Consider the following 21,213-nt stretch of genomic DNA (forward strand, 5'->3'; position numbering starts at 1 on the left):
TTATATTATACCATAGCTTCTAAACAAAATCCTTCTTTTTGCTAAAAGGTTATTTTCTGACCGGGCTCAAACTCTAAATAGTGAAGTGGGTCCGTACTTAGCACACGTACAATAGAATAACACCCATGTTCCTCTTCAGAAACCATTAATTCCACACCATTTATATTTACAACTTTTTGACTTTCACACTGTGAATAATCGGCCGGATACACAAGTTGCTCTGGCATAATTGTATATAAAATCATTGTAACATTGTCCCTTCTGCACTACCTTCCGCGCGAACATCTATTAATTCGTTTAATTTTCGAATCGCATTTCCAATACCACCAACATCATCTATAAGACCGTACTTTACTGCATCTCCACCAATTACATTCGTCCCAATATCTCGCGTTAAATTTCCTTTCGCAAACATAAGCTCTTTAAAACGATCTTCTGTTACTTTCGAGTGCTTCGTCACAAAACGAATGACTCTTTCTTGCATCTTATCCAAATACTCAAATGTTTGTGGCACACCTATGACAAGACCTGTTAAACGAATTGGATGAATTGTCATCGTCGCAGTTTCCGCAATAAACGAATAGTCAGTAGAAACAGCAATCGGTACACCGATGGAATGTCCCCCACCTAAAACTAGAGATACTGTTGGTTTTGAAAGTGAAGCTACCATTTCTGAAATTGCTAGTCCAGCTTCAACGTCACCTCCAACCGTATTTAATATTAAAAGCAAACCTTCAATTTTCGGATTTTGTTCAATCGCAACAATTTGCGGAATGATATGCTCGTATTTTGTTGTTTTATTTTGCGGCGGTAATTGAACATGACCTTCCACTTGTCCGATAATCGTTAAACAATGAATACGTGATTCATTCATCTGTGGTACATTTGTCTGTCCAAGCTGTTGAATTTTTTCTACTATTGAAGCCTCTTTTCCAGCTTCTTTTGGCTCAGTTTCTTTTTCTTCATTTGTATATCGATCACGTTCTGTCATTTCGCATCCCCTTTCACTCGTATATAACTATTATTTCTTAAGTTATAAATTTCATTCGATAGGGTTAAAAAGAAAAAAAGATCACCCATAAGGGTGATCTTTTTTATACTTCCATAATAATCGGTAAAATCATAGGTTTTCTCTTTGTCTCTTCGTACAAGAACTGTCCTAATAATTCACGAATATTTTGTTTTAACATTGACCATTCAATCGAATATTCTTTAATTGACTGCTCAACAATCATACGTACAATCTCTGTAGATCGTTCAATTAACGCTTCTGACTCACGAACATATACGAAACCACGTGAAATGATTTCTGGACCAGAGATAATTTTCTTTTCATCTTTACCAAGCGTTACAACAACTACTAATATTCCATCTTGAGATAACATCTTTCTATCTCGAAGAACAATATTACCAACGTCACCTACACCTAATCCATCAATTAAAACATTACCAGCTTGTACTTTACCGACTAAGTTCGCTTCATCGTCACCAAAAGCAATTACATCGCCTTTTTCTACGATAAAGATATTTTCTCTTGTAATACCTACATCTTCAGCTAAATACGCATGTGCTTTTTGCATACGGAACTCACCATGTACGGGTACAAAGTACTTCGGTTTCATTAAATTTAACATTAATTTTAATTCTTCTTGGCTACCGTGACCTGAAACATGAACTTTTCTTTCGCCGTAATAAATAACTTCAGCTCCAGCTCTAAATAACAAATCAATAATTTTTGATACAGATATTTCATTACCCGGAATTGGCGAAGCAGCAATGATAACAGTATCACCTTTACGAATTGAAATTTGTTTATGTGCTTGTTTTGCCATTCTAGATAGAGCAGCCATCGGTTCACCTTGACTACCTGTCGTTAAAATAGCTACCTTTTTCTCTGGGAAGTTGTCTACTTCTTGTAATGAAATAACCATACCTTCTGGAACATCTAAATAACCAAGACGTCTTGCAATGTCTACTACTTTCACCATACTACGTCCTACTACCGCTACTTTTCGCCCTGTTTCGGCAGCTGCATCAAATACTTGTTGAATACGATGTACATTCGATGCAAATGAAGCAACGATAATACGACCTTCTGCGCCGTAGAACACTTTAGAAATTTCTACACCAACTTCTTTTTCAGAACCTGTATAACCTGGGCGCTCTGCGTTTGTACTATCAGATAATAAGCAAAGTACGCCTTCATTTCCGATTTGAGCCATTTTCCCAAGGTCTGCTCCACTATTTCCAATTGGAGTTTGATCGAATTTAAAGTCTCCTGTATATACGATTGCACCTTTTGATGTATGGAAACAAACACCAACAGAATCTGGAATACTATGTGTCGTTCCGAAGAATGACACCGTTGTAGTATTAAACTCTACTGTTGAATTTGAATCGATTGTTTTTAAGTCTACACGACCTAACATACCCGCTTCGCCAAGTTTTTCTTGTATAAGTCCTACTGTTAATTTCGTTGCATACACTGGAATAGATAATTTACGAAGTACGTAAACAATACCACCAATATGATCTTCATGACCGTGAGTAATAAATAAACCCTTTACTCGCTCTTGGTTTTCCACTAAATATGTAATATCAGGAATAACGATATCAATTCCAAACATTTCATCTCCCGGGAACATTAACCCTGCATCCACAATAAAGATTTCAGAATCAATTTCAACACAGTACATGTTTTTCCCGATTTCACCTACTCCACCAAGAGCAAATACTTTAACAGACTCATTCTCTTTTCTCTTCATGTTGTTGCCTGGTTTAAAAATCTTGCAAACACTGATTTCACTAAAATTGCAGAGACACCAGGGGAAACTCTACAACCACCATATATTCACCGTCCAAGACGAATGTCCTTACCGTTATGCGATATCATGTCCTTGTTTATTTTTTAAACCAGGTTTCACCTCTCTTTCATTATATAAATCAAATATCTTATTCGATATGATATGAAAATTTAATTAAATTATAATTTTTCCCAATTTTGCTAAGCATACCCGTACTAAGCTACTTAGCCATATTATACCTGATAGAAGAAATAGAACACAAGTTAAATCGTGCGAAAGAAAAAGTAAAAGAAAGGAACAGCACTAAAAGTATATGGCTTATTTCCGCTGCTTTTATACTCCATGTTATTTGAGAAAAAATCCCCTAAACACTTTAAATTACTTTCATTTGATGGATTTCCTAGATTTTTTCTTGAATTGCACAAAAACATTTATAAAATGAAGCTTTTTTATAGATTACGTCATATTTGAGGCAATTCCTCTAAAAACATAACCGAAAGTATTTCCTGTACTAGCAACTACTTCTCAACAAAATTAAAAGTGTAAGATCCTTTTCTTATAAACATTGTATTACATGACAAAAAGCTATGAATTACAAAATCTAATATAGATTTAATAAGGTTAAATTTTTAGGGGGATTTGACAGTCACTATCGAGAACAAGAGGTTGGAACCAAATTAATGAAAGAACAATATCATACTTTAACAAGTAGAGAACGCGTAGCGTAATATACTCGTTTTCAATATTATAGGGTCATATATAAATGAGAAAGGCAAGTCTAAAATCATTTTACAACAGATTTACTTTAAAACAGATTCAAACATTTTCATATCAATAAAAAATGACCTAGTTTCACACTAGGTCATTTTTTTAACGAGGAATAGATTGCATTACAGATTGTAACGTTACTCTTTCTTCTTCTGTTAATGGAAGAAGTGGTAAACGTACAGAACCTACATCTAATCCAACCATTTGTAACGCTGTTTTTACTGGAGTTGGACTTGGCGCCATAAATAATGAATCAGTTACTCTTACAAGTAATTGATGTAATTTTTGTGCCTTTTTAAACTCTCCTGTTTGAAATGCTGTAATCATTTCTTGCATTTCGTTTCCCATAACATGAGATGCTACCGAAACGATACCTTTCGCTCCAACTGCCATAGCCGGTAACGTTAAACCGTCATCACCGCTGTATACCGCAAAGTCGTCCGCTGTTTTTTCAATGATTTCTGTCATTGTCAACACATCGCCGCCGGCATCTTTAATAGCAACAATGTTTTCTATTTCTGATAAACGAACAACTGTATCAACGGAGATTTGTACAATAGATCGTCCTGGAACGTTATATAGCATAACCGGAAGCGGCGTGCTTTCAGCAATTGCTTTAAAATGCTGATACATTCCTTCTTGACTCGGTTTGTTATAATACGGTGCTACTAGCATTACTGCATCCACACCAACTTCTGTTGCCTTTTTAGTTAAGTCAATAGAAGCATGCGTATTATTGCTACCTGTTCCAGCGATTACGGGCACTCTTTTATCGACAACAGATACGACATGGCGATATAACGCTACTTTCTCTTCTGAAGTTAATGTAGGAGATTCTCCCGTCGTTCCTCCTACCACGATTGCTGTTGTACCGTTATCAATTAAATAATTTACCAATTTCGTTGTCTTTGCAAAATCGATATTCCCGTTTATATCAAACGGTGTTACCATCGCGGTTGCAATTGTCCCAAAATCTATCATGGTCTCACTCCTTATTGTTCCAGTTGCTTTTCTTTTGAAAGCTCAAACGCACTATGTAATGCATTTACAGCCTCCACTAAATCAGTTTCTTTTACAAGAACCCAAATTGTTGTATGACTATCTGCCGATTGCAGGATTTGAATACCTTTTTCCGCTAAAGCTGTAACGATTTTCGCAGTAACCCCTGGGTATCCTGCCATTCCAGCTCCAACGATAGATACTTTCGCACAATGCTCTGTCACAATTGGCTCATATCCAAGGTTCTTTAATAATTTAACTGCATGACTTGATACATTATCACTCACCGTATATGCTACACCAGTAGGTGAAATATTAATTAAATCAACACTTATTCCTTCGTTCGCCATCTCTTTAAACACATGTTGTTGCAAATCATATGCCGTTTCTTTTGCAAGCACTTTAATTTGCGTTACGTTTGATACGTGGGCGATACCTGTAACAGGACGTTCTTCTACATCACGACCTCTTGTAGCACCGTCATATGCTGAAATAAGCGTACCTTCACTATCAGAATACGTAGAACGTACACGAAGTGGAACTTTTGCATGCATCGCAATTTCAACTGCACGTGGATGAACGACTTTCGCACCTTGATAAGCCATGTTACAAATTTCGTTATACGTTACAGTTTGAAGATGACGTGCATCTTTTACAATACGAGGATCCGCAGTCATAACACCTTCTACATCAGTGAATATATCGATGTATTCAGCATGAAGTGCAACACCTAATGCTGAAGCTGAAGTATCACTACCTCCGCGTCCAAGTGTTGTCGTATCACCTTTTTTCGTTTGTCCTTGGAATCCTGTAACGACGATTACATCTAGATTTTCTAGCTCTTCATGTATACGATCGCAGTTCATTTCAATAATCTTAGCATTCGTAAAATCCTCATTTGTTACAAAACCAGCTTGTGCACCATTTAATGCCGCTGCTTTTATACCATTCTCATTTAACATGTTAGAGAAGACGATTGCTGAGATTAATTCTCCGCACGATAATAATAAATCTTGCTCACGTTTAGAAATAGTAGATTCCTCTTGATTTACAAGACTTAATAACGTATCCGTTGCATATGGTTCACCTTTACGGCCCATAGCAGATACGACAGTAACCACTTTATAACCAGCAGCTAATGATTTTTTTATATGATGAAGCGCATGCTTACGTCCATTGTCATCACGTACTGATGTGCCACCAAATTTTTGAACAATTATTTTCATATTTTGCACCTTCTCTTAGCCGTCTACACTAATTGTAATTTTACTAAGCGCTCTGCAATTTGAACAGAATTCCATGCAGCGCCTTTTAATAAGTTATCAGATACGACCCAAAGATGGAATCCTTTATCGTTATTTAAATCTTTACGGATTCTTCCAACGAATACTTCGTTTTTACCTACTGCAGTAGCTGGCATTGGATATAACTGCTCTTCTGGATTATCTTGCAGAACAATACCTTCCGCATTTGCAAGTAAGCTCTTTAATTCTGCTACTATTACGCCTTCTTTTTCTACTTCGATGTAAACAGACTCAGAGTGTCCTGATACAACTGGTAAACGTACACATGTTGCCGCTACTTCTAATTCAGGCATATGCATAATTTTTTTCGTTTCGTTAATCATTTTCATTTCTTCAAATGTAAATCCATTATCTTGGAACTTATCAATCTGTGGAATCGCATTAAAAGCAATTGGGAAATGCTTCTTATCACCTGATACAGGAAGAACATTTGCCTTAACTTCTTCGCCATTTAAGATTGCTTGTGATTGTTCATGAAGTTCTTCAATAGCTGCCGCACCAGCACCTGATACAGCTTGATATGTGGAAACGATTACTCGTTTTAAACCATATTGCTGACGAACTGGCTCAAGAGCTACTACCATTTGAATTGTAGAACAGTTTGGATTTGCAATAATACCATTATGTTCTTTTAAGTCGTTTTCATTTACTTCAGGTACAACAAGTGGCACGTTTTCTGTCATACGGAATGCACTTGTATTATCAACAACAATCGCACCGCGTTTTGCTGCTTCTGGCGCTAATTGTTTCGATACAGATCCACCAGCACTAAATAGTGCGATATCTACTCCTTCAAAGCTTTCAGGAGTTGCCTCTTGAACTGTAAATTCTTCGCCTTTAAATACAAGTTTCTTACCTGCAGATCGTTTAGATGAAAGTAACGTTAATTTCCCGATTGGAAATTCTCGTTTCTCTAAAGTGTTTAACATTTGTTCACCAACTGCGCCGGTTGCTCCAACTACAGCGACATGAAAAGTTTTTTGCTTTTCCATCACTATGCCCCTTTCTAGATACCAATCCTTCTATAACTTAGAATCAGAAGGAGTATACAATACCCCTTCTAATCTTAATAACGTTAATTTTATCATATTCTACAGTAAGAATGATGGTTTCATCAAAAATTGTCCGTTTTTTTTCGTTTTTTAATTCATATATCTGAATTTTTCTACGACCACCGGTTGCAATTGCTTTCCTTGCAGCGCTTCTAATACTGTATCTTCCAGTAACTCCATACGAGCTACCATTGAGTTCGGTTTTTTCTCTGGTGCATCTTGACCGAATGGAACGAAGTAGATGTTTTTTGTTGCCATTAGGCGCATGAGATTTACCCCATTTAATCCTAAAGCATCATTCGTCGAAACCGCCAATACGACAGGCTTGCCATTTCTTAACGTCGCTTTTGCTGCCATTAGTACTGGAGAGTCTGTCATTGCATTTGCAAATTTACTCATAGAATTTCCTGTTAAAGGAGCGATTACCATGCAGTCTAATGGAATTTTAGGTCCAAGTGGCTCTGCTCCAACAATTGAATTAATTGCTTTAAAACCTGTTATTTCTTCAATCTTCTTAATCCATTCTGCACCTTCTCCAAATCTAGTATTTGTTGATTGAACAGTGTATGAAACAACGGGACGTACTTCTGCCCCTTCAGCAATTAATTTTTCTAAGTGCGGCATAACTTCCTCATACGTACAATGTGAACCCGTAAATCCGAAACCAATTCGTTTCCCCTTCAAACTCATTTCTTTTCCTCCTCCTTTGCAATTGCATCTGCTGCTAATAACTGAGAAAGAACATTTGCTAAAATTTGCCCAGCCGTTTTTGGAGCAACAATACCTGGTAATCCAGGTGCTAGCAACGCTTTGACTCCTCTTTTTTCCGCATATCTAAAGTCAGTACCGCCTGGTTTAGAAGCTAAATCAATCACTAACGTATGAGCTGGCATTTTTGCAATAACATTCGCTGTTACAACGAGGTGCGGAATTGTATTGATTACAATATCGATATTTCCTACTTCTTTCTCTATGTCTTGCATATGAAAAGGAGAAAACATCATTTCTGTAATACGTGCAATATGTTCAGATCGTCTTGCTCCAACTTTGACATGGGCTCCTAATGATTGAAATGCTCTCGCAACACTCATTCCTGTTCTACCAAATCCTAGAACCATTACATTGGACCCATGAATTGTATAGTCGGTATGTTGAATTACCATCATTAAAGTACCTTCTACAGTTGGAATAGAATTGTATATTGCTACATCATCACGATCAAATAATTTAACAAGTTTTCGGTTCGTAGTAGATACGAGATTTTCCAAGTAAGGTGTACCAATACCTGAATATATAGTAAAGTGTTCTGGTGTATTTTCAATTTGTTCTTTCGTTATTGAAACTTTTTCATTTGAAAAAATAGTATCTACTTCTCCTTTGGCATTTGTACCTGCAACCGGCAAAATAATTGCGTCTACAGAAGTGAAATCTAAATTTTGTATACTTTCTTTTGCTGCCCCTGTGAAACCATGATCTAACTGATCAAACCCTATCAAAGAAAGTTTCGCATCCAATTCAACTAGCTTACGAATTACTTCTAGCTGCCTTGCATCTCCTCCTATGACAGCAATATGCATCTCAGTCAACATTCCCTAATTCACCTTCTTTTTCCGTCATTTATAAGAAAAGTGCCTACTTTTTCTTTTTCCTCCACATCATATGTAATGTACGAGTTTATGGTGATTGAAAATCCAAATGCACATATGATTTATCAGGTTTCTATGTAGATACAAAAAAAGATGACCAAAATGGCCATCCTTCACTCCGAATTTGAACGATCTATACTATCACAAAGAAGCATATCATGTCCGACTTTCTTTATTTGACTCCATGCCACCCTTACTTCTTGTGGTTCCTTTTTAAAACCTCCCCACTTCCCTACAGGTATTATAAGTGTTTGTATTTGTCCGTCTTTCTCATTAATCTCTAAATCCATATAACCTAAGACTCCCATTTTTTCCGCTTTTTCTATATCTACAACCTCTTTACCACTTAATTCACTTAATCGCATACATACTCCACTCCCTCTACTGAATTTTTCATTTGCATTGTCTATAATTAGTACCTATTCTATATGTATAAAAAAAATAACCTTCTCTCATTTAAAAAGAGAGAAGGTTATTATCAGATGCATTATAAAAATCGATTATAGTTTTATTCCTTTTGGAAGTTTTCCGTCTGGACTAATAAGTGCCGCAGAGAATTCATCAGTAAACATGTTGCGAATTAATCCGTCCACATTTTCTTTTGTTACAGTGTTTACACTTTCAATAATCTCATCAAGTGAACGATGCTTACGAAGAAGCAATTCATTTTTACCGTTACGGCTCATACGGCTATTTGTACTTTCTAAACTTAACATTAAGTTTCCTTTTAATTGCTCTTTACTATTCATAAGCTCTTTTTCTGTAATACCTGTATTTTTCAATGTCTCTAATGTTTCTTGCATTGTGTCATACAGTGTATCTAATTGTTGGCTACCAGTTCCGCCATACAGTGTTAACATGCCTGTATCTTCATAAGAAGAGTGGTAAGAAAATACTGAGTAAGCTAACCCTCGTTGCTCACGTACTTCTTGGAATAAACGGCTACTCATACTACCGCCTAAAACGTTATTTAATACAATTAAGTTATAAATATCTTCGTGTCCCATTTGTAAGCCTTTATATCCTAAACATAAATGAGCTTGTTCTGTTTCCTTTTTACGTGCTACCTTATTAAAATGGAAAATTGGGCTATGTACTTGTTCACGGTTTGTTGTTCCTTCATAACTACCGAAATATTGCTCTACCGTTTGTAAGAAGGCTTCATCAATATTTCCTGCAACTGAAACAACGACATTTTCAGGTGTGTAATGATCCTTAATATATTGACGTAGCGTATCACCTGTAAACGTATCAAGCGTTTCTTCTGTTCCTAAAATAGGATATCCAAGCGGATGCGTTTCATATGTTGCTTTCGTTAACATATCATGCACAATATCATCTGGAGCATCTTCGTACATTTTAATTTCTTCACATACGACATTCTTCTCTTTTTTCAGTTCTTCCTCATCAAATGTTGAATTAAAGAACATATCTGCTAATACATCTAAAGCATATTTAGCATGCTCATCTAGCACTTTTGCATAGTAACATGTATATTCTTTTGAAGTAAATGCATTCACTTGACCACCAATGCTATCAAATGATTCTGCAATCTCTCGTGCACTACGTGTCTCTGTCCCTTTAAAGAACATATGCTCTAAAAAGTGAGAAATCCCATTATTTTTTTCATTTTCATTTCTTGATCCCGCATGGATCCAAATACCAATTGCAACCGATCTTACAGTTGGTATATTCTCCATAACTATTCTTACACCATTTTTACAAGTATATTTTTTAATCAAAAACTTTCCTCCTACTGCCAGTTTCTCTAAATAAAACGCTATTATTTAATGATAACAAGTTTAAGGATGAATGTCATGCAAATGTATTTAATCCACACGTTTTTCATCCAGTAATTCAGTTATATTCCCCACTTTATATCCTTGTTCCTTCAATTTTGTAATCATTATATCTAAAGCCTCTGCTGTAGACGAAGTAGGATGCATTAATATGATAGCACCTGGATGTATTTTTCTCATTACTCTCTGCAATAGTACATCTGGCTCAGGTCGCTGCCAATCAATCGTATCTACAGTCCACATAATCGTTCCCATTTGAAAATCATCTGCAATCTTTACGACTTCATCTCGAAAGCTTCCACTCGGCGGGGCAAACCATCTTACTTTTTGATTCGTTGCTACTTCTATCATTCGATTTGTTTTTTGTAACTGATCTCGTATTTCATCTGAGGATAACGTTTTCATATTAGGGTGTGTGTATGAGTGATTTCCAACTTCTTGTTTTGCATCGACAATCATTTTTGCAAACCGCAAATTTTCTTTCACCCAACGTCCTTCTAAAAAGAAAGTGGCCTTCACATCATGCTTTTTCAATATCTCTAATATACGTGGCAAATACTCATTTCCCCATGCCACATTTATTGTTAATCCTACCATCTTTTTATTTGGATGCCCTCTATAAATTGGAGCTGGTGATAAATCTTCCAAATGAACACTCGGTGAGACTTCTTTGAATTCAAGATATTTTTGATCAAATTCCTTTAGCTTCTTCATATTATTATACGATGCTTCAATATCCACTTGTCTTCCATTATATCCAGGTGTTGCCTTCCATATTTTATCAATCATCGCATTTTGAGGTGCAATCTCATACTGTTTTGCATGCTTTTGAATTTCTTCATGCAAGTTATCTTGTGCAAAAACAGAATAAGAGCCTAAACTGACATATAAAGAAAATATACATATGTATGCCAATATACGAACTTTCATATAAACCCTCCCAAATTAACTATATAAAAACATTTTCTTCTTATCTTTGTTAATTTGAGCGTTATAATGAAAACTATACCTATACCGACATAAAAATATATGAACATCATGTTTTTTACATAACAAAAAAAGCCAGTTTAACTGGCTTTTACTTATTGCTGCTCTTGTTTGTCTTCTTCTTTAGCAGCTTCTTTTTCTTGCTCTTCTTTTAGCAATACTTTTCTAGATAGATTTACGCGACCTTGCTTGTCAATCTCGATAACTTTAACTGTAATTACATCACCGATTTTCACAACGTCTTCTACTTTACCTACACGTTCAAGTGCAAGTTCAGAAATATGAACTAATCCATCTTTACCGCTGAATAATTCAACGAAAGCACCGAATTTCTCAACACGTTTCACTTTTCCTTCGTAGATCTCACCTACTTGTACTTCGCGAACGATATCTTCGATAATCTTCTTAGCTTTGTCGTTCATTTCTTGATTTATTGATGAAATGAATACTGTACCATCTTGCTCGATGTCAATTTTAACGCCAGTTTCTTCAATAATTTTATTGATTTGTTTACCGCTTGGTCCAATAACGTCACGGATTTTATCTGGGTTAATTGTCATTGTAATAATCTTTGGAGCGTAAGCTGATAATTCAGTACGTGGCTCTGCAATAACAGATAGCATATGATTTAAAATGTGCACACGACCAATTTTCGCTTGTTGTAATGCCTCTTCTAAAATCTCACGTGATAAACCATCGATTTTAATGTCCATTTGCAGTGCAGTTACACCTTGTGCTGTACCCGCTACTTTAAAGTCCATGTCACCTAAATGATCTTCCATACCTTGAATATCAGATAAAATTGTGTAATGCTCACCAGATTTAACCAGACCCATTGCAATACCTGCAACTGGAGCTTTAAGTGGAACACCCGCATCCATCATTGCTAAAGTACTACCACAAATACTTGCTTGTGAAGTAGAACCATTTGATTCTAACACTTCAGATACAAGACGTACTGTGTATGGGAAATCTTTTTCAGATGGAATTACAGGCTCAAGAGCACGTTCTCCTAGTGCACCGTGACCAATTTCACGACGACCTGGTCCACGCATCGGTCTTGTTTCACCAACACTAAATGATGGGAAATTGTAATGGTGCATAAAGCGTTTTGATTCTTCTACACCAAGACCATCTAAAATTTGCACATCGCCTAATGCACCTAATGTACAAATGCTTAATGCTTGTGTTTGTCCACGTGTGAATAAACCAGAACCGTGTGTACGAGATAAAATACCAACCTCTGATGCTAAAGGACGGATTTCGTCACCTTTACGGCCATCTGGTCGAATTTTTTCAACTGTAATAAGACGACGTACTTCTTCTTTTACAATTTTATATAAAATCTCATTTACTTGTCCTAATGTGTCAGCATCAGCTTCCTCAGCTTCGTAATGCTCAATAACACGCTTTTTCACTTCGTTAATTGCATCTTCACGTGCATGTTTCTCATGTACTTGAATTGCTGAATGCATATCTTCTTCAGCCATTTCACGTACAGCTTGATTAAGATCAGCGTTAACTTCATAAAGTTTCACTTCTGATTTCTCTTTACCTACAGCTTGTACAATCTCTTCTTGGAATGCAATTAAACGTTTAATTTCGTCATGACCAAACATAATTGCTTCTAACATTGTTTCTTCAGGCACTTGATCTGCTCCTGCTTCAACCATGTTAATCGCATCTTTCGTACCAGCTACAACTAAGTGGATATCACTTTGTTCTTGCTGTTCTACTGTTGGATTAATAACGAATTCGCCATTAATACGACCAACTGTCGCACCAGCGATTGGACCTTCAAATGGAATATCTGAAATCGATAACGCTAATGAAGAACCAAGCATAGCTGCCATTTCAGAAGAACAATCTTGATCAACACTCATTACAATGCTGACAACTTGTACTTCGTTACGGAAACCATCTGCGAATAGCGGACGAATTGGACGGTCGATTAAACGACTTGCCAAAATTGCTTTTTCACTTGGACGACCTTCACGCTTAATAAAACCGCCAGGAATTTTTCCGACTGCATATAAACGCTCTTCATAGTTTACTGTAAGTGGGAAAAAATCTACATTTTTAGCTTCTTTTGATGCAGTTGCTGTAGATAGAACCGCTGTATCGCCATATCTTACTAATACTGCTCCGTTCGCTTGTTTTGCAAGCTGACCAGTTTCAACTGTTAGCTGGCGACCAGCTAAATCTATCGAGAAGACTTGCTTTTCTTGACTCATTTAAGTACCCCTCTCAATTTAAAGTATTCAATTCTTCTATGTAAATGGATAGTATATCACAATATTCTACCTCTAGTATTGCCTAAAATTAAGTAAGCTATAAAGCGTAGAAGATATATTTTTACCTAACAAAAAAGCGGGAATATTCCCGCTTTTTTGACTATCGACGTAAGCCAAGCTTTGTGATTAATTCACGGTAACGTGTGATATCGCTATTACGAAGGTAAGTTAGTAAGTTACGACGTTTACCAACCATCTTTAATAGACCACGACGTGAATGATGATCTTTCTTGTGAGTACGTAAGTGCTCGTTTAGAGTGTTAATTTGCTCCGTTAGGACAGCAATTTGAACCTCTGGAGAACCAGTATCAGTCTCATGAGTTCTAAATTGTGCAATGATTTCATTTTTACGCTCTTGTGTTAAAGCCATCCTATTTCACCTCCTATTAATTAAACCCCCAATTACCTAGCAAGCGTCGGTGAGTCGCAATGCCAAGCAATGGTTGTCATAAAGTACATAACATAGAATACTACTTTTCATTTGAAAAAGCAAGTATATTCTTTTCGCTCGCAAAATATTCTTGTGCTGTTTTCTTATCTTTTGCGATTTGTTCAACTAACTCATCAATGCCATTAAATTTTTTCTCTTCTCTTATACGCATATGCCACTCTACTGTAACATTTTGATCGTATATATCTTTGTTAAATTCAAATAAGTGCACTTCAATTGATAATTGACGCTCATCTTCTTTAAAAGTCGGTTTATATCCAATATTACATACACCATCGTACCATTCATCGTGAACTTTTAATCTCACTGCATAAACACCTACAGGTGGCAATAAATACTCATCACTTAAACCTACATTAGCTGTTGGAAAACCAATTTGACGCCCACGTTTGTCGCCGTGTATAACTGTTCCCGCTACAGTATAGGCTCTACCTAAAATAGATGGAATTTGCTCCATTTCGCCATTTCGTATTAACTTTCGTAATGCTGTAGAACTTACTTTCTCTTCTTGAAATTCAACTTTTTCAATCACAGTCTGTGTAAACTCCCCTCTTGCATGAAATGGTAAAGTCTCCATCTTTCCTTTTCCTAAACGTCCATATGAATAATCAAACCCTGCTACTACATGCTTTACATTTAAACCAATAATATAATCATCTACAAATTGTTGCGGTAATAACCCTGCAAATGATTCATCAAATTTAATCACATATAATATATCGATTCCCAAGCTTTCGACTATTTTTTCTTTATCGCGCATTGGTGTAATATACTCCACATGCGCATCCTTTTTCCCTAAAACAACAGATGGATGAGGATGAAATGTCATAACTGCACTTTTATATCCTCGGTCGTCCGCTATTTTTTTCGCAGTTCGAATTACACATTGATGCCCTAAATGAATGCCATCAAAAAATCCTAATGCCATTACAGTAGGTGGTAATTCTAATTTATTTTGTTCATGTGGATGAGTTAAATGAATAAGTTTCACGCTTGAATTCACCTTTTTCTGTAATAATCCTTCCAATAATTCATTATAGCTTTAGTTCTTGATTATTCACAAGTACTTTCATCGGCTTTAACATGCCAGGATGTTTCGGATGATGTTCATAAATTGCTAAGCAACGATCATTTTTATCAAACACTGTAATAAATGGTGCTGTTATTTCTAATTCATTCTTTAAGAACATACCATTTTTAATTTTCTCTGCTTGCTTTTCATCTACAACCATTTTTGGAAACTTACTTAATGCTTCATCAATTGAAATGAAGATAGACTCTACTGTTCCATTTTGCACGTTTTCTTCAATTTCTTCAAATGATATGCAATCTTCTAATAAAAATTCACCAGATGCCGTTCTTATAAGATGAGACATATGTGATGGGAAACCAAGTTTCTCCCCGATCATTACCGCTAACGTTCTTACATATGTTCCTTTACTACACGTTACACGGAAACGGAATGAAATATTTTCTCCTTCAAAAACTTCACGATCATCAAGTAATACGAACTCATGAATCGTAATTGTACGAACTGGACGTTCCACCTCTTGTCCTGCTCTTGCATATTCGTATAATTTTTTCCCGTTTACTTTTACAGCCGAGAACATTGGTGGCATTTGTTCAATCGTGCCTGTTAATTCAGCAAGAACTTTTTCTACTTCCTTACGAGTAATAGCACGATCTACATTTTTCGTTTCAACAACCTCACCAGAAGCATCTTCAGTTGTCGTTGAAAATCCTAATGTTACTTCACCTTCATATGTTTTCGTTTCACTTGTTAAAAATTGTGCAATTTTTGTTGCTCTTCCGACGCAAATTGGTAATACTCCTGTTACATCTGGGTCTAATGTTCCCGTATGGCCAATTCTCTTTTCTCGCAATACCTTTCTTAATTTAAATACACAATCATGTGATGTCATGCCTTTTGGCTTATGTAATAATACTACACCTTCCATATATGTTCACCTCATCATAATTCTTTCGTAGTAAATATCCAAAACTTATTTTGCATTGAAAAAATGGATAGACAAATGTCTATCCATTATTCTTCACGTTTACCGTCTTTATTAATTTCATGTAAAAGTGTATCAATTCGATGACCATATCCGATAGACTCATCAAACTCAAAGGTAATTTCCGGTGTTTTACGAAGACGAATACGTTGGCCAATTTCTGAACGAATAAAGCCTTTTGCCTTCGCTAAACCTTTTAACGTATTTTCTTTCTGTTCTTCGTCACCTAAAACAGAAATATATACTTTGGCAATTTGTAAATCACCACTCACTTGTACATCTGTTACTGTAACAAATCCAATACGTGGGTCTTTAATTTTACGACTAATGATGTCGCCTAATTCTTTTTTCATTTGCTCGCCTACACGGTTTGCACGTAATTTCATAACTCTTCACCTCATTCAATACCATTCCAATTGTGTTATCGTACGTTCAATTTCAGGAAATGAATCAATGTACTCCAGTACACGATTCATTTCTTTTTCACAGATAACACGATTTGAGGATACGGAAACAATCGCAATTTCTGTACGTTGCCATACATCTTGATGCCCAACTTCAGAAACAGCTACATTATAGCGCTGTTTCACACGAGTTAGCACTCGTTGCAAAATTGCCCGTTTCTCTTTTAAAGAATGTACATCGTAAATCATACACTCGAATGAGAGTGAAGCGACAATCATCGCTTCACTTCTTCCATAACATATGCTTCAATGATGTCCCCTTCTTTAAGGTCATTATATCTCTCAATTGTAATACCACACTCATAGTTTTGTGCAACTTCTTTTACGTCGTCTTTGAAACGTTTTAACGTATCAAGTTGTCCTTCAAAAATTACTATACCATCGCGGATAATACGAACGCCACTATCGCGTGTAATTTTACCGTCAATTACGTAACAACCTGCAATTGTTCCAACTTTTGTTACCTTGAATGTTTGACGAACTTCCGCTTGACCGATTACTTTTTCTTCGAATTCTGGATCAAGCATACCTTGCATTGCTAATTCAATTTCTTCGATTACTTTGTAGATAATGCGGTGTAAGCGAACATCAACGTTCTCTAATTCAGCTGTACGCTTCGCGTTCACATCCGGACGTACGTTAAATCCAATTACAATTGCATTAGATGCAGAAGCTAAAATAATATCAGATTCTGTAATCGCACCTACACCAGTGTGAATGATTTTAACTTTTACGCCTTCAACATCAATTTTACGAAGTGATGCTGCCATCGCTTCAACAGAACCTTGTACGTCTGCTTTTACGATTAAGTTGATTTCTTTTACATCGCTCTCTTGGATTTGTTGGAATAAATCTTCAAGGCTTAATTTAGATTTCTCACCACGTTGTGCAACTAACGCTTCTTGTGCACGTGATTCACCGATTTGACGAGCTTTCTTCTCATCAGCGAATGCCATGAAACGATCTCCAGCCTGTGGTACTTCATTTAAACCTGTAATTTCAACAGGAGTTGATGGACCAGCAACTTTTACACGACGACCAATATCACTTACCATTGCACGAACACGTCCGAATGAAGTTCCAACAACAATTGGATCTCCAACTCGAAGCGTACCGTTTTGAACTAATAATGTCGCGATAGTTCCTTTACCTTTATCAAGTTGTGCTTCAATTACAGTACCCGTTGCATAACGATTTGGGTTTGCTTTATATTCTTCTACTTCACTTACAAGAAGGATCATCTCTAGCAAGTTGTCAATGCCTTCGCCTTGAATTGCAGAAATTGGTACGAAAATTGTGTCTCCGCCCCAAGCTTCTGGAACTAATTCATATTCTGTTAATTCTTGCATTACACGATCAGGATTCGCCGCTGGTTTATCCATTTTATTCACAGCAACAATAATTGGTACTCCAGCTGCTTTTGCATGGCTAATCGCTTCAACTGTTTGTGGCATAACACCGTCATCAGCTGCAACAACAAGGATTGTAATATCAGTTACTTGCGCACCACGAGCACGCATCGTTGTAAATGCCGCGTGACCAGGCGTATCTAAGAATGTAATTTTCTTATCATTTACTTCAACTTGGTATGCACCAATATGCTGAGTAATTCCACCAGCTTCGCCAGCAGTTACTTTTGAATTACGAATAGAGTCAAGTAATGTTGTTTTACCATGGTCAACGTGTCCCATAATCGTAACAACAGCTGGACGCTCTTTTAAGTTTTCTTCATCATCTTGCTCATCCATGAATGTTTCAAACTCAGTTTCACTTACCACTATTTCTTCTTCTACTTCAATACCGTAATCAGTAGCGATTAACTCAATTGTATCTTTATCCAAATCTTGGTTAATTGTCGCCATAATTCCTAGCATGAAGAGCTTTTTAATAATTTCAGATGGCTCTTTGCTTAACTTTTTAGCAAGTTCACCTACTGTAAGGCTTCCAGAGAAAGTAATTTTATCTGGTGTTTCTACTATTTGTGTTTGTTGTCTTCCAGCAAAGTTATCTTGACGTTTGTCTTCATTTCCTTTGCCTTTTTTCTTTTTCTTATTGCTGTTCTTTTTACTGCGAACAACTTTCTCTTCTACTTCAAACTCATCTGCAACAGAAGGTTTTTCCGCTCCAGTGTTATATTCATTATCTAATTTATTTACTACTTCGTCTTCTAACATTGTCATATGATTCGAAACCTCGATATTCATCTCTTTAAGTTTTGTCATAAGATCTTTACTTGAGATATTATTTTTTTTTGCATATTCATGTACTCGAATTTTACTCATACCTTCACCCCCGGTAATTTGTATCGAGCATGCTACGTAGCTTTTTCGCAAAGCCTTCATCTAACACAGCTACAACGACTCGCTCGTCTCTCCCAATCGCATGCCCTAATTGTTGTCGATTTTCGACTTTTTTCATTGGTACGTTGTAGTACGTCGTTTTATCAGTGATACGTTTAGTAGTGTTCGCTGACGCATCTTCAGAAAGCAATACGAGCTTTGCTTTACCACTTCGTACTTCTTTTAAAACGAGTTCTTCACCCGAAATGATTTTTCGAGCGCGATTTGCTAGTCCTAAAAACGATTTCCAATCGGACACTTATTTCGACTCCTTCTCAACAAGCTCAAGAAGCTCTTCGTACAGAGAACTGTCGATTTTCGCTTTTAGATGATGTTCCAAAATGTTTTTCTTTTGGGCTTGTATAATGCATTCTTTATCTTTTGACAAATATGCACCTCGTCCTGATTTTTTTCCAGATAAATCAATAGACACTTCGCCCTCTTTGGAACGAACAATGCGAACGAGCTCTCGTTTTGATTTCATCTCTTGCGTCGCAATACATTTTCGTAACGGAACTTTTCGATTGCTCATACTCATCACCTCTATTCGATTTCGTCTTCAACTGAATCGAATCCGAATGCGATTACGCTATCTTCTTCTGTCACAATTCCAAGTTGTTTCGCATCAGACTCACTTTTAATATCAATTTTCCAGCCTGTTAATTTAGCTGCAAGACGTGCATTTTGTCCACGCTTACCGATAGCTAACGATAGCTGGTGGTCTGGAACAACAACAGTTGTTGCTTTTTCATCTTCATCTACAAGTACTTTAACAACTTGTGATGGGCTTAAAGCATTTGCAACATATTCAACTGGGTCATTTGACCAGCGAACGATGTCAATCTTTTCACCTTTTAGTTCATCAACAACACGTTGTACACGTTGTCCTTTCGGTCCTACGCAAGAACCAACTGGATCAACATCAATGTTTTCTGCATGCACAGAGATTTTAGAACGATCTCCTGCTTCGCGCGCTACAGAGCGAATTTCTACAGTTCCATCATAAATTTCTGGAACTTCCATTTCGAATAAACGTTTTAAAAGACCAGGATGTGTACGTGATACGTAAATTTGTGGTCCTTTTGTTGTCTTTTCTACTTTTGTAATAAATACGCGAATACGATCATGTGGCTTATATTGCTCATTTGGCATTTGCTCACTTACGGGTAATAAAGCTTCTACTTTGCCTAAGCTTACGTAGATGAAACGAGCATCTTGACGTTGTACAATACCAACCATAATGTCTTCTTCACGATCACTAAATTCTGAGTAAATAACACCACGTTCTGCTTCACGAACTCGTTGTGTTACAACTTGTTTTGCAGTTTGCGCTGCAATACGACCAAAATCTTTTGGCGTTACTTCAATTTCTAGTACGTCGCCATCTTGGTAGTTTGGATTAATTTGTCTTGCCTCTTCTACAGAGATTTCAAGACGTGGATCAAACACATTATCAACAACGTCCTTACGTGCTAAAACTTGAATTGTTCCCACTTCTGGGTTAAAGCTCACACGAACGTTTTGTGCTTGGTTAAAATTGCGTTTATAAGCAGAGATTAACGCTGCTTCAATCGCATCAATAATAATATCTTTACTAATACCTTTTTCTGACTCTAATACGAGCAAAGCATCTAACAACTCAGTGCTCATGAAGATCCCCCTTCTTACTAAAACGTAACAGCAAGTCGCGCATTTGCAACTTTATCCATTGGAATTTGGATTTCCTTTTTACGTGTTTTAATTGTTAATAGTAGTGTAATTGTAGTACCGTCGTAGGAAAGTAACTTTCCTTCAAACATCTTTTCGCCATCAATCGGCTCATATGTTTTAATTGCCACTTGTTTTCCTACCGCTTGCTGGAAGTCTTTCTCTTTCTTTAATGGGCGTTCTGCTCCAGGAGATGATACATCCAAAAAATAAAGGTGAGGAATTGGATCCTCTTTATCTAAAGCTTCGCTTAAACGTTCACTTACCGCACCGCATTCTTCAATGTCGACTCCCTTTTCAGAATCGATGAATACGCGTAAGAACCAGTCTTGTCCTTCTTTCACATACTCTACATCTACAAGTTCAAGATTTAACTCTTCAACGATTGGCTGCGCAAATGCTTCTACAACTTCTGTGACTTTCTTATCCATAAACAGCCTCCTTCCTGCCGCCATGTACCATTTACAAGAAAAGATCCCGTTCACAAAGACGGTCTATCTTATTCTTTCTCGTTAGCTAACAAAAGCCCCTGCCGTTAAGCAGGGAATATCTGTCTTAGTATTACCAAATTTAAGAAGTAAAAC

General features: G+C 36.6%; 22 protein-coding genes. All 22 read right to left on the reverse strand.

Annotation, left to right across the window (positions count from 1 at the left end):
- Positions 1-41: 41 nt before the first annotated feature.
- Positions 42-245 (reverse strand): YlzJ-like family protein, encoded by a 204-nt coding sequence (locus JFU02_RS10265; protein ID WP_000605020.1) that lies wholly within the window; start codon positions 243-245, stop codon positions 42-44.
- A complete protein-coding gene (gene tepA / locus JFU02_RS10270) occupies positions 242-991 on the reverse strand; it encodes a translocation-enhancing protein TepA (protein WP_000139825.1) in 750 nt (249 codons plus the stop codon). The genes JFU02_RS10265 and tepA overlap by 4 nt, the downstream gene beginning before the upstream one ends.
- 103 nt (positions 992-1,094) lie before the next feature.
- Positions 1,095-2,765 (reverse strand): ribonuclease J, encoded by a 1,671-nt coding sequence (locus JFU02_RS10275; RefSeq protein ID WP_000823083.1) that lies wholly within the window; start codon positions 2,763-2,765, stop codon positions 1,095-1,097.
- Positions 2,766-3,674: 909 nt separating this feature from the next.
- Positions 3,675-4,553: a 4-hydroxy-tetrahydrodipicolinate synthase gene (gene dapA, locus JFU02_RS10280; protein ID WP_098472072.1), complete on the reverse strand. Its 879-nt coding sequence runs from the start codon at positions 4,551-4,553 to the stop codon at positions 3,675-3,677.
- An 11-nt stretch (positions 4,554-4,564) separates the two neighbouring features.
- Positions 4,565-5,797: an aspartate kinase gene (gene dapG, locus JFU02_RS10285; protein WP_061666405.1), complete on the reverse strand. Its 1,233-nt coding sequence runs from the start codon at positions 5,795-5,797 to the stop codon at positions 4,565-4,567.
- 23 nt (positions 5,798-5,820) lie between these two features.
- Positions 5,821-6,867, reverse strand: a complete 1,047-nt coding sequence (gene asd, locus JFU02_RS10290) for an aspartate-semialdehyde dehydrogenase (protein WP_201071015.1) — start codon at positions 6,865-6,867, stop codon at positions 5,821-5,823.
- Positions 6,868-7,017: 150 nt separating this feature from the next.
- Positions 7,018-7,617, reverse strand: a complete 600-nt coding sequence (dpaB, locus tag JFU02_RS10295; protein ID WP_000053596.1) for a dipicolinate synthase subunit B — start codon at positions 7,615-7,617, stop codon at positions 7,018-7,020.
- Positions 7,614-8,516, reverse strand: coding sequence for a dipicolinic acid synthetase subunit A (dpaA, locus tag JFU02_RS10300; RefSeq protein ID WP_000954735.1), 903 nt, complete (start codon positions 8,514-8,516; stop codon positions 7,614-7,616). The genes dpaB and dpaA overlap by 4 nt, the downstream gene beginning before the upstream one ends.
- A 170-nt stretch (positions 8,517-8,686) precedes the next feature.
- A complete protein-coding gene (locus JFU02_RS10305) occupies positions 8,687-8,938 on the reverse strand; it encodes a YlmC/YmxH family sporulation protein (RefSeq protein ID WP_001239759.1) in 252 nt (83 codons plus the stop codon).
- 135 nt (positions 8,939-9,073) lie between these two features.
- The gene (locus JFU02_RS10310; protein ID WP_000592988.1) at positions 9,074-10,315 is read right to left on the reverse strand and encodes a M16 family metallopeptidase; all 1,242 of its coding nucleotides are present in this window, start codon (positions 10,313-10,315) and stop codon (positions 9,074-9,076) included.
- An 87-nt stretch (positions 10,316-10,402) separates the two neighbouring features.
- On the reverse strand, positions 10,403-11,302 hold the full coding sequence (locus tag JFU02_RS10315; protein WP_000868223.1) for a polysaccharide deacetylase family protein: 900 nt from the start codon (positions 11,300-11,302) through the stop codon (positions 10,403-10,405).
- A 152-nt stretch (positions 11,303-11,454) separates the two neighbouring features.
- The gene (pnp, locus tag JFU02_RS10320) at positions 11,455-13,593 is read right to left on the reverse strand and encodes a polyribonucleotide nucleotidyltransferase (protein WP_000076753.1); all 2,139 of its coding nucleotides are present in this window, start codon (positions 13,591-13,593) and stop codon (positions 11,455-11,457) included.
- Positions 13,594-13,753: 160 nt separating this feature from the next.
- Positions 13,754-14,023, reverse strand: a complete 270-nt coding sequence (rpsO, locus tag JFU02_RS10325; RefSeq protein ID WP_001229392.1) for a 30S ribosomal protein S15 — start codon at positions 14,021-14,023, stop codon at positions 13,754-13,756.
- Between the two features lie 100 nt (positions 14,024-14,123).
- Positions 14,124-15,095 (reverse strand): bifunctional riboflavin kinase/FAD synthetase, encoded by a 972-nt coding sequence (gene ribF / locus JFU02_RS10330; RefSeq protein ID WP_000766703.1) that lies wholly within the window; start codon positions 15,093-15,095, stop codon positions 14,124-14,126.
- A 43-nt stretch (positions 15,096-15,138) separates the two neighbouring features.
- Positions 15,139-16,062: a tRNA pseudouridine(55) synthase TruB gene (truB, locus tag JFU02_RS10335; RefSeq protein WP_000399366.1), complete on the reverse strand. Its 924-nt coding sequence runs from the start codon at positions 16,060-16,062 to the stop codon at positions 15,139-15,141.
- 86 nt (positions 16,063-16,148) lie between these two features.
- On the reverse strand, positions 16,149-16,505 hold the full coding sequence (rbfA, locus tag JFU02_RS10340; RefSeq protein WP_000776437.1) for a 30S ribosome-binding factor RbfA: 357 nt from the start codon (positions 16,503-16,505) through the stop codon (positions 16,149-16,151).
- A 15-nt stretch (positions 16,506-16,520) separates the two neighbouring features.
- Positions 16,521-16,802, reverse strand: a complete 282-nt coding sequence (locus tag JFU02_RS10345; protein ID WP_000634349.1) for a DUF503 domain-containing protein — start codon at positions 16,800-16,802, stop codon at positions 16,521-16,523.
- Positions 16,799-18,865 carry a translation initiation factor IF-2 gene (infB, locus tag JFU02_RS10350; RefSeq protein WP_000036346.1) on the reverse strand — a complete coding sequence of 689 codons (2,067 nt, stop codon included), beginning with the start codon at positions 18,863-18,865 and terminating at the stop codon, positions 16,799-16,801. The genes JFU02_RS10345 and infB overlap by 4 nt, the downstream gene beginning before the upstream one ends.
- Before the next feature lie 4 nt (positions 18,866-18,869).
- Positions 18,870-19,181, reverse strand: coding sequence for a YlxQ family RNA-binding protein (locus tag JFU02_RS10355; RefSeq protein ID WP_001286522.1), 312 nt, complete (start codon positions 19,179-19,181; stop codon positions 18,870-18,872).
- Positions 19,182-19,454 carry an RNase P modulator RnpM gene (gene rnpM, locus JFU02_RS10360; RefSeq protein WP_000071123.1) on the reverse strand — a complete coding sequence of 91 codons (273 nt, stop codon included), beginning with the start codon at positions 19,452-19,454 and terminating at the stop codon, positions 19,182-19,184.
- An 11-nt stretch (positions 19,455-19,465) separates the two neighbouring features.
- On the reverse strand, positions 19,466-20,572 hold the full coding sequence (gene nusA, locus JFU02_RS10365) for a transcription termination factor NusA (protein WP_000102598.1): 1,107 nt from the start codon (positions 20,570-20,572) through the stop codon (positions 19,466-19,468).
- Between the two features lie 17 nt (positions 20,573-20,589).
- Positions 20,590-21,060: a ribosome maturation factor RimP gene (rimP, locus tag JFU02_RS10370; protein WP_000359095.1), complete on the reverse strand. Its 471-nt coding sequence runs from the start codon at positions 21,058-21,060 to the stop codon at positions 20,590-20,592.
- Positions 21,061-21,213 lie beyond the last annotated feature (153 nt).

This window comes from Bacillus sp. TH13 (assembly GCF_016651175.1).
GTDB classification, from domain to species: domain Bacteria; phylum Bacillota; class Bacilli; order Bacillales; family Bacillaceae_G; genus Bacillus_A; species Bacillus_A thuringiensis_S.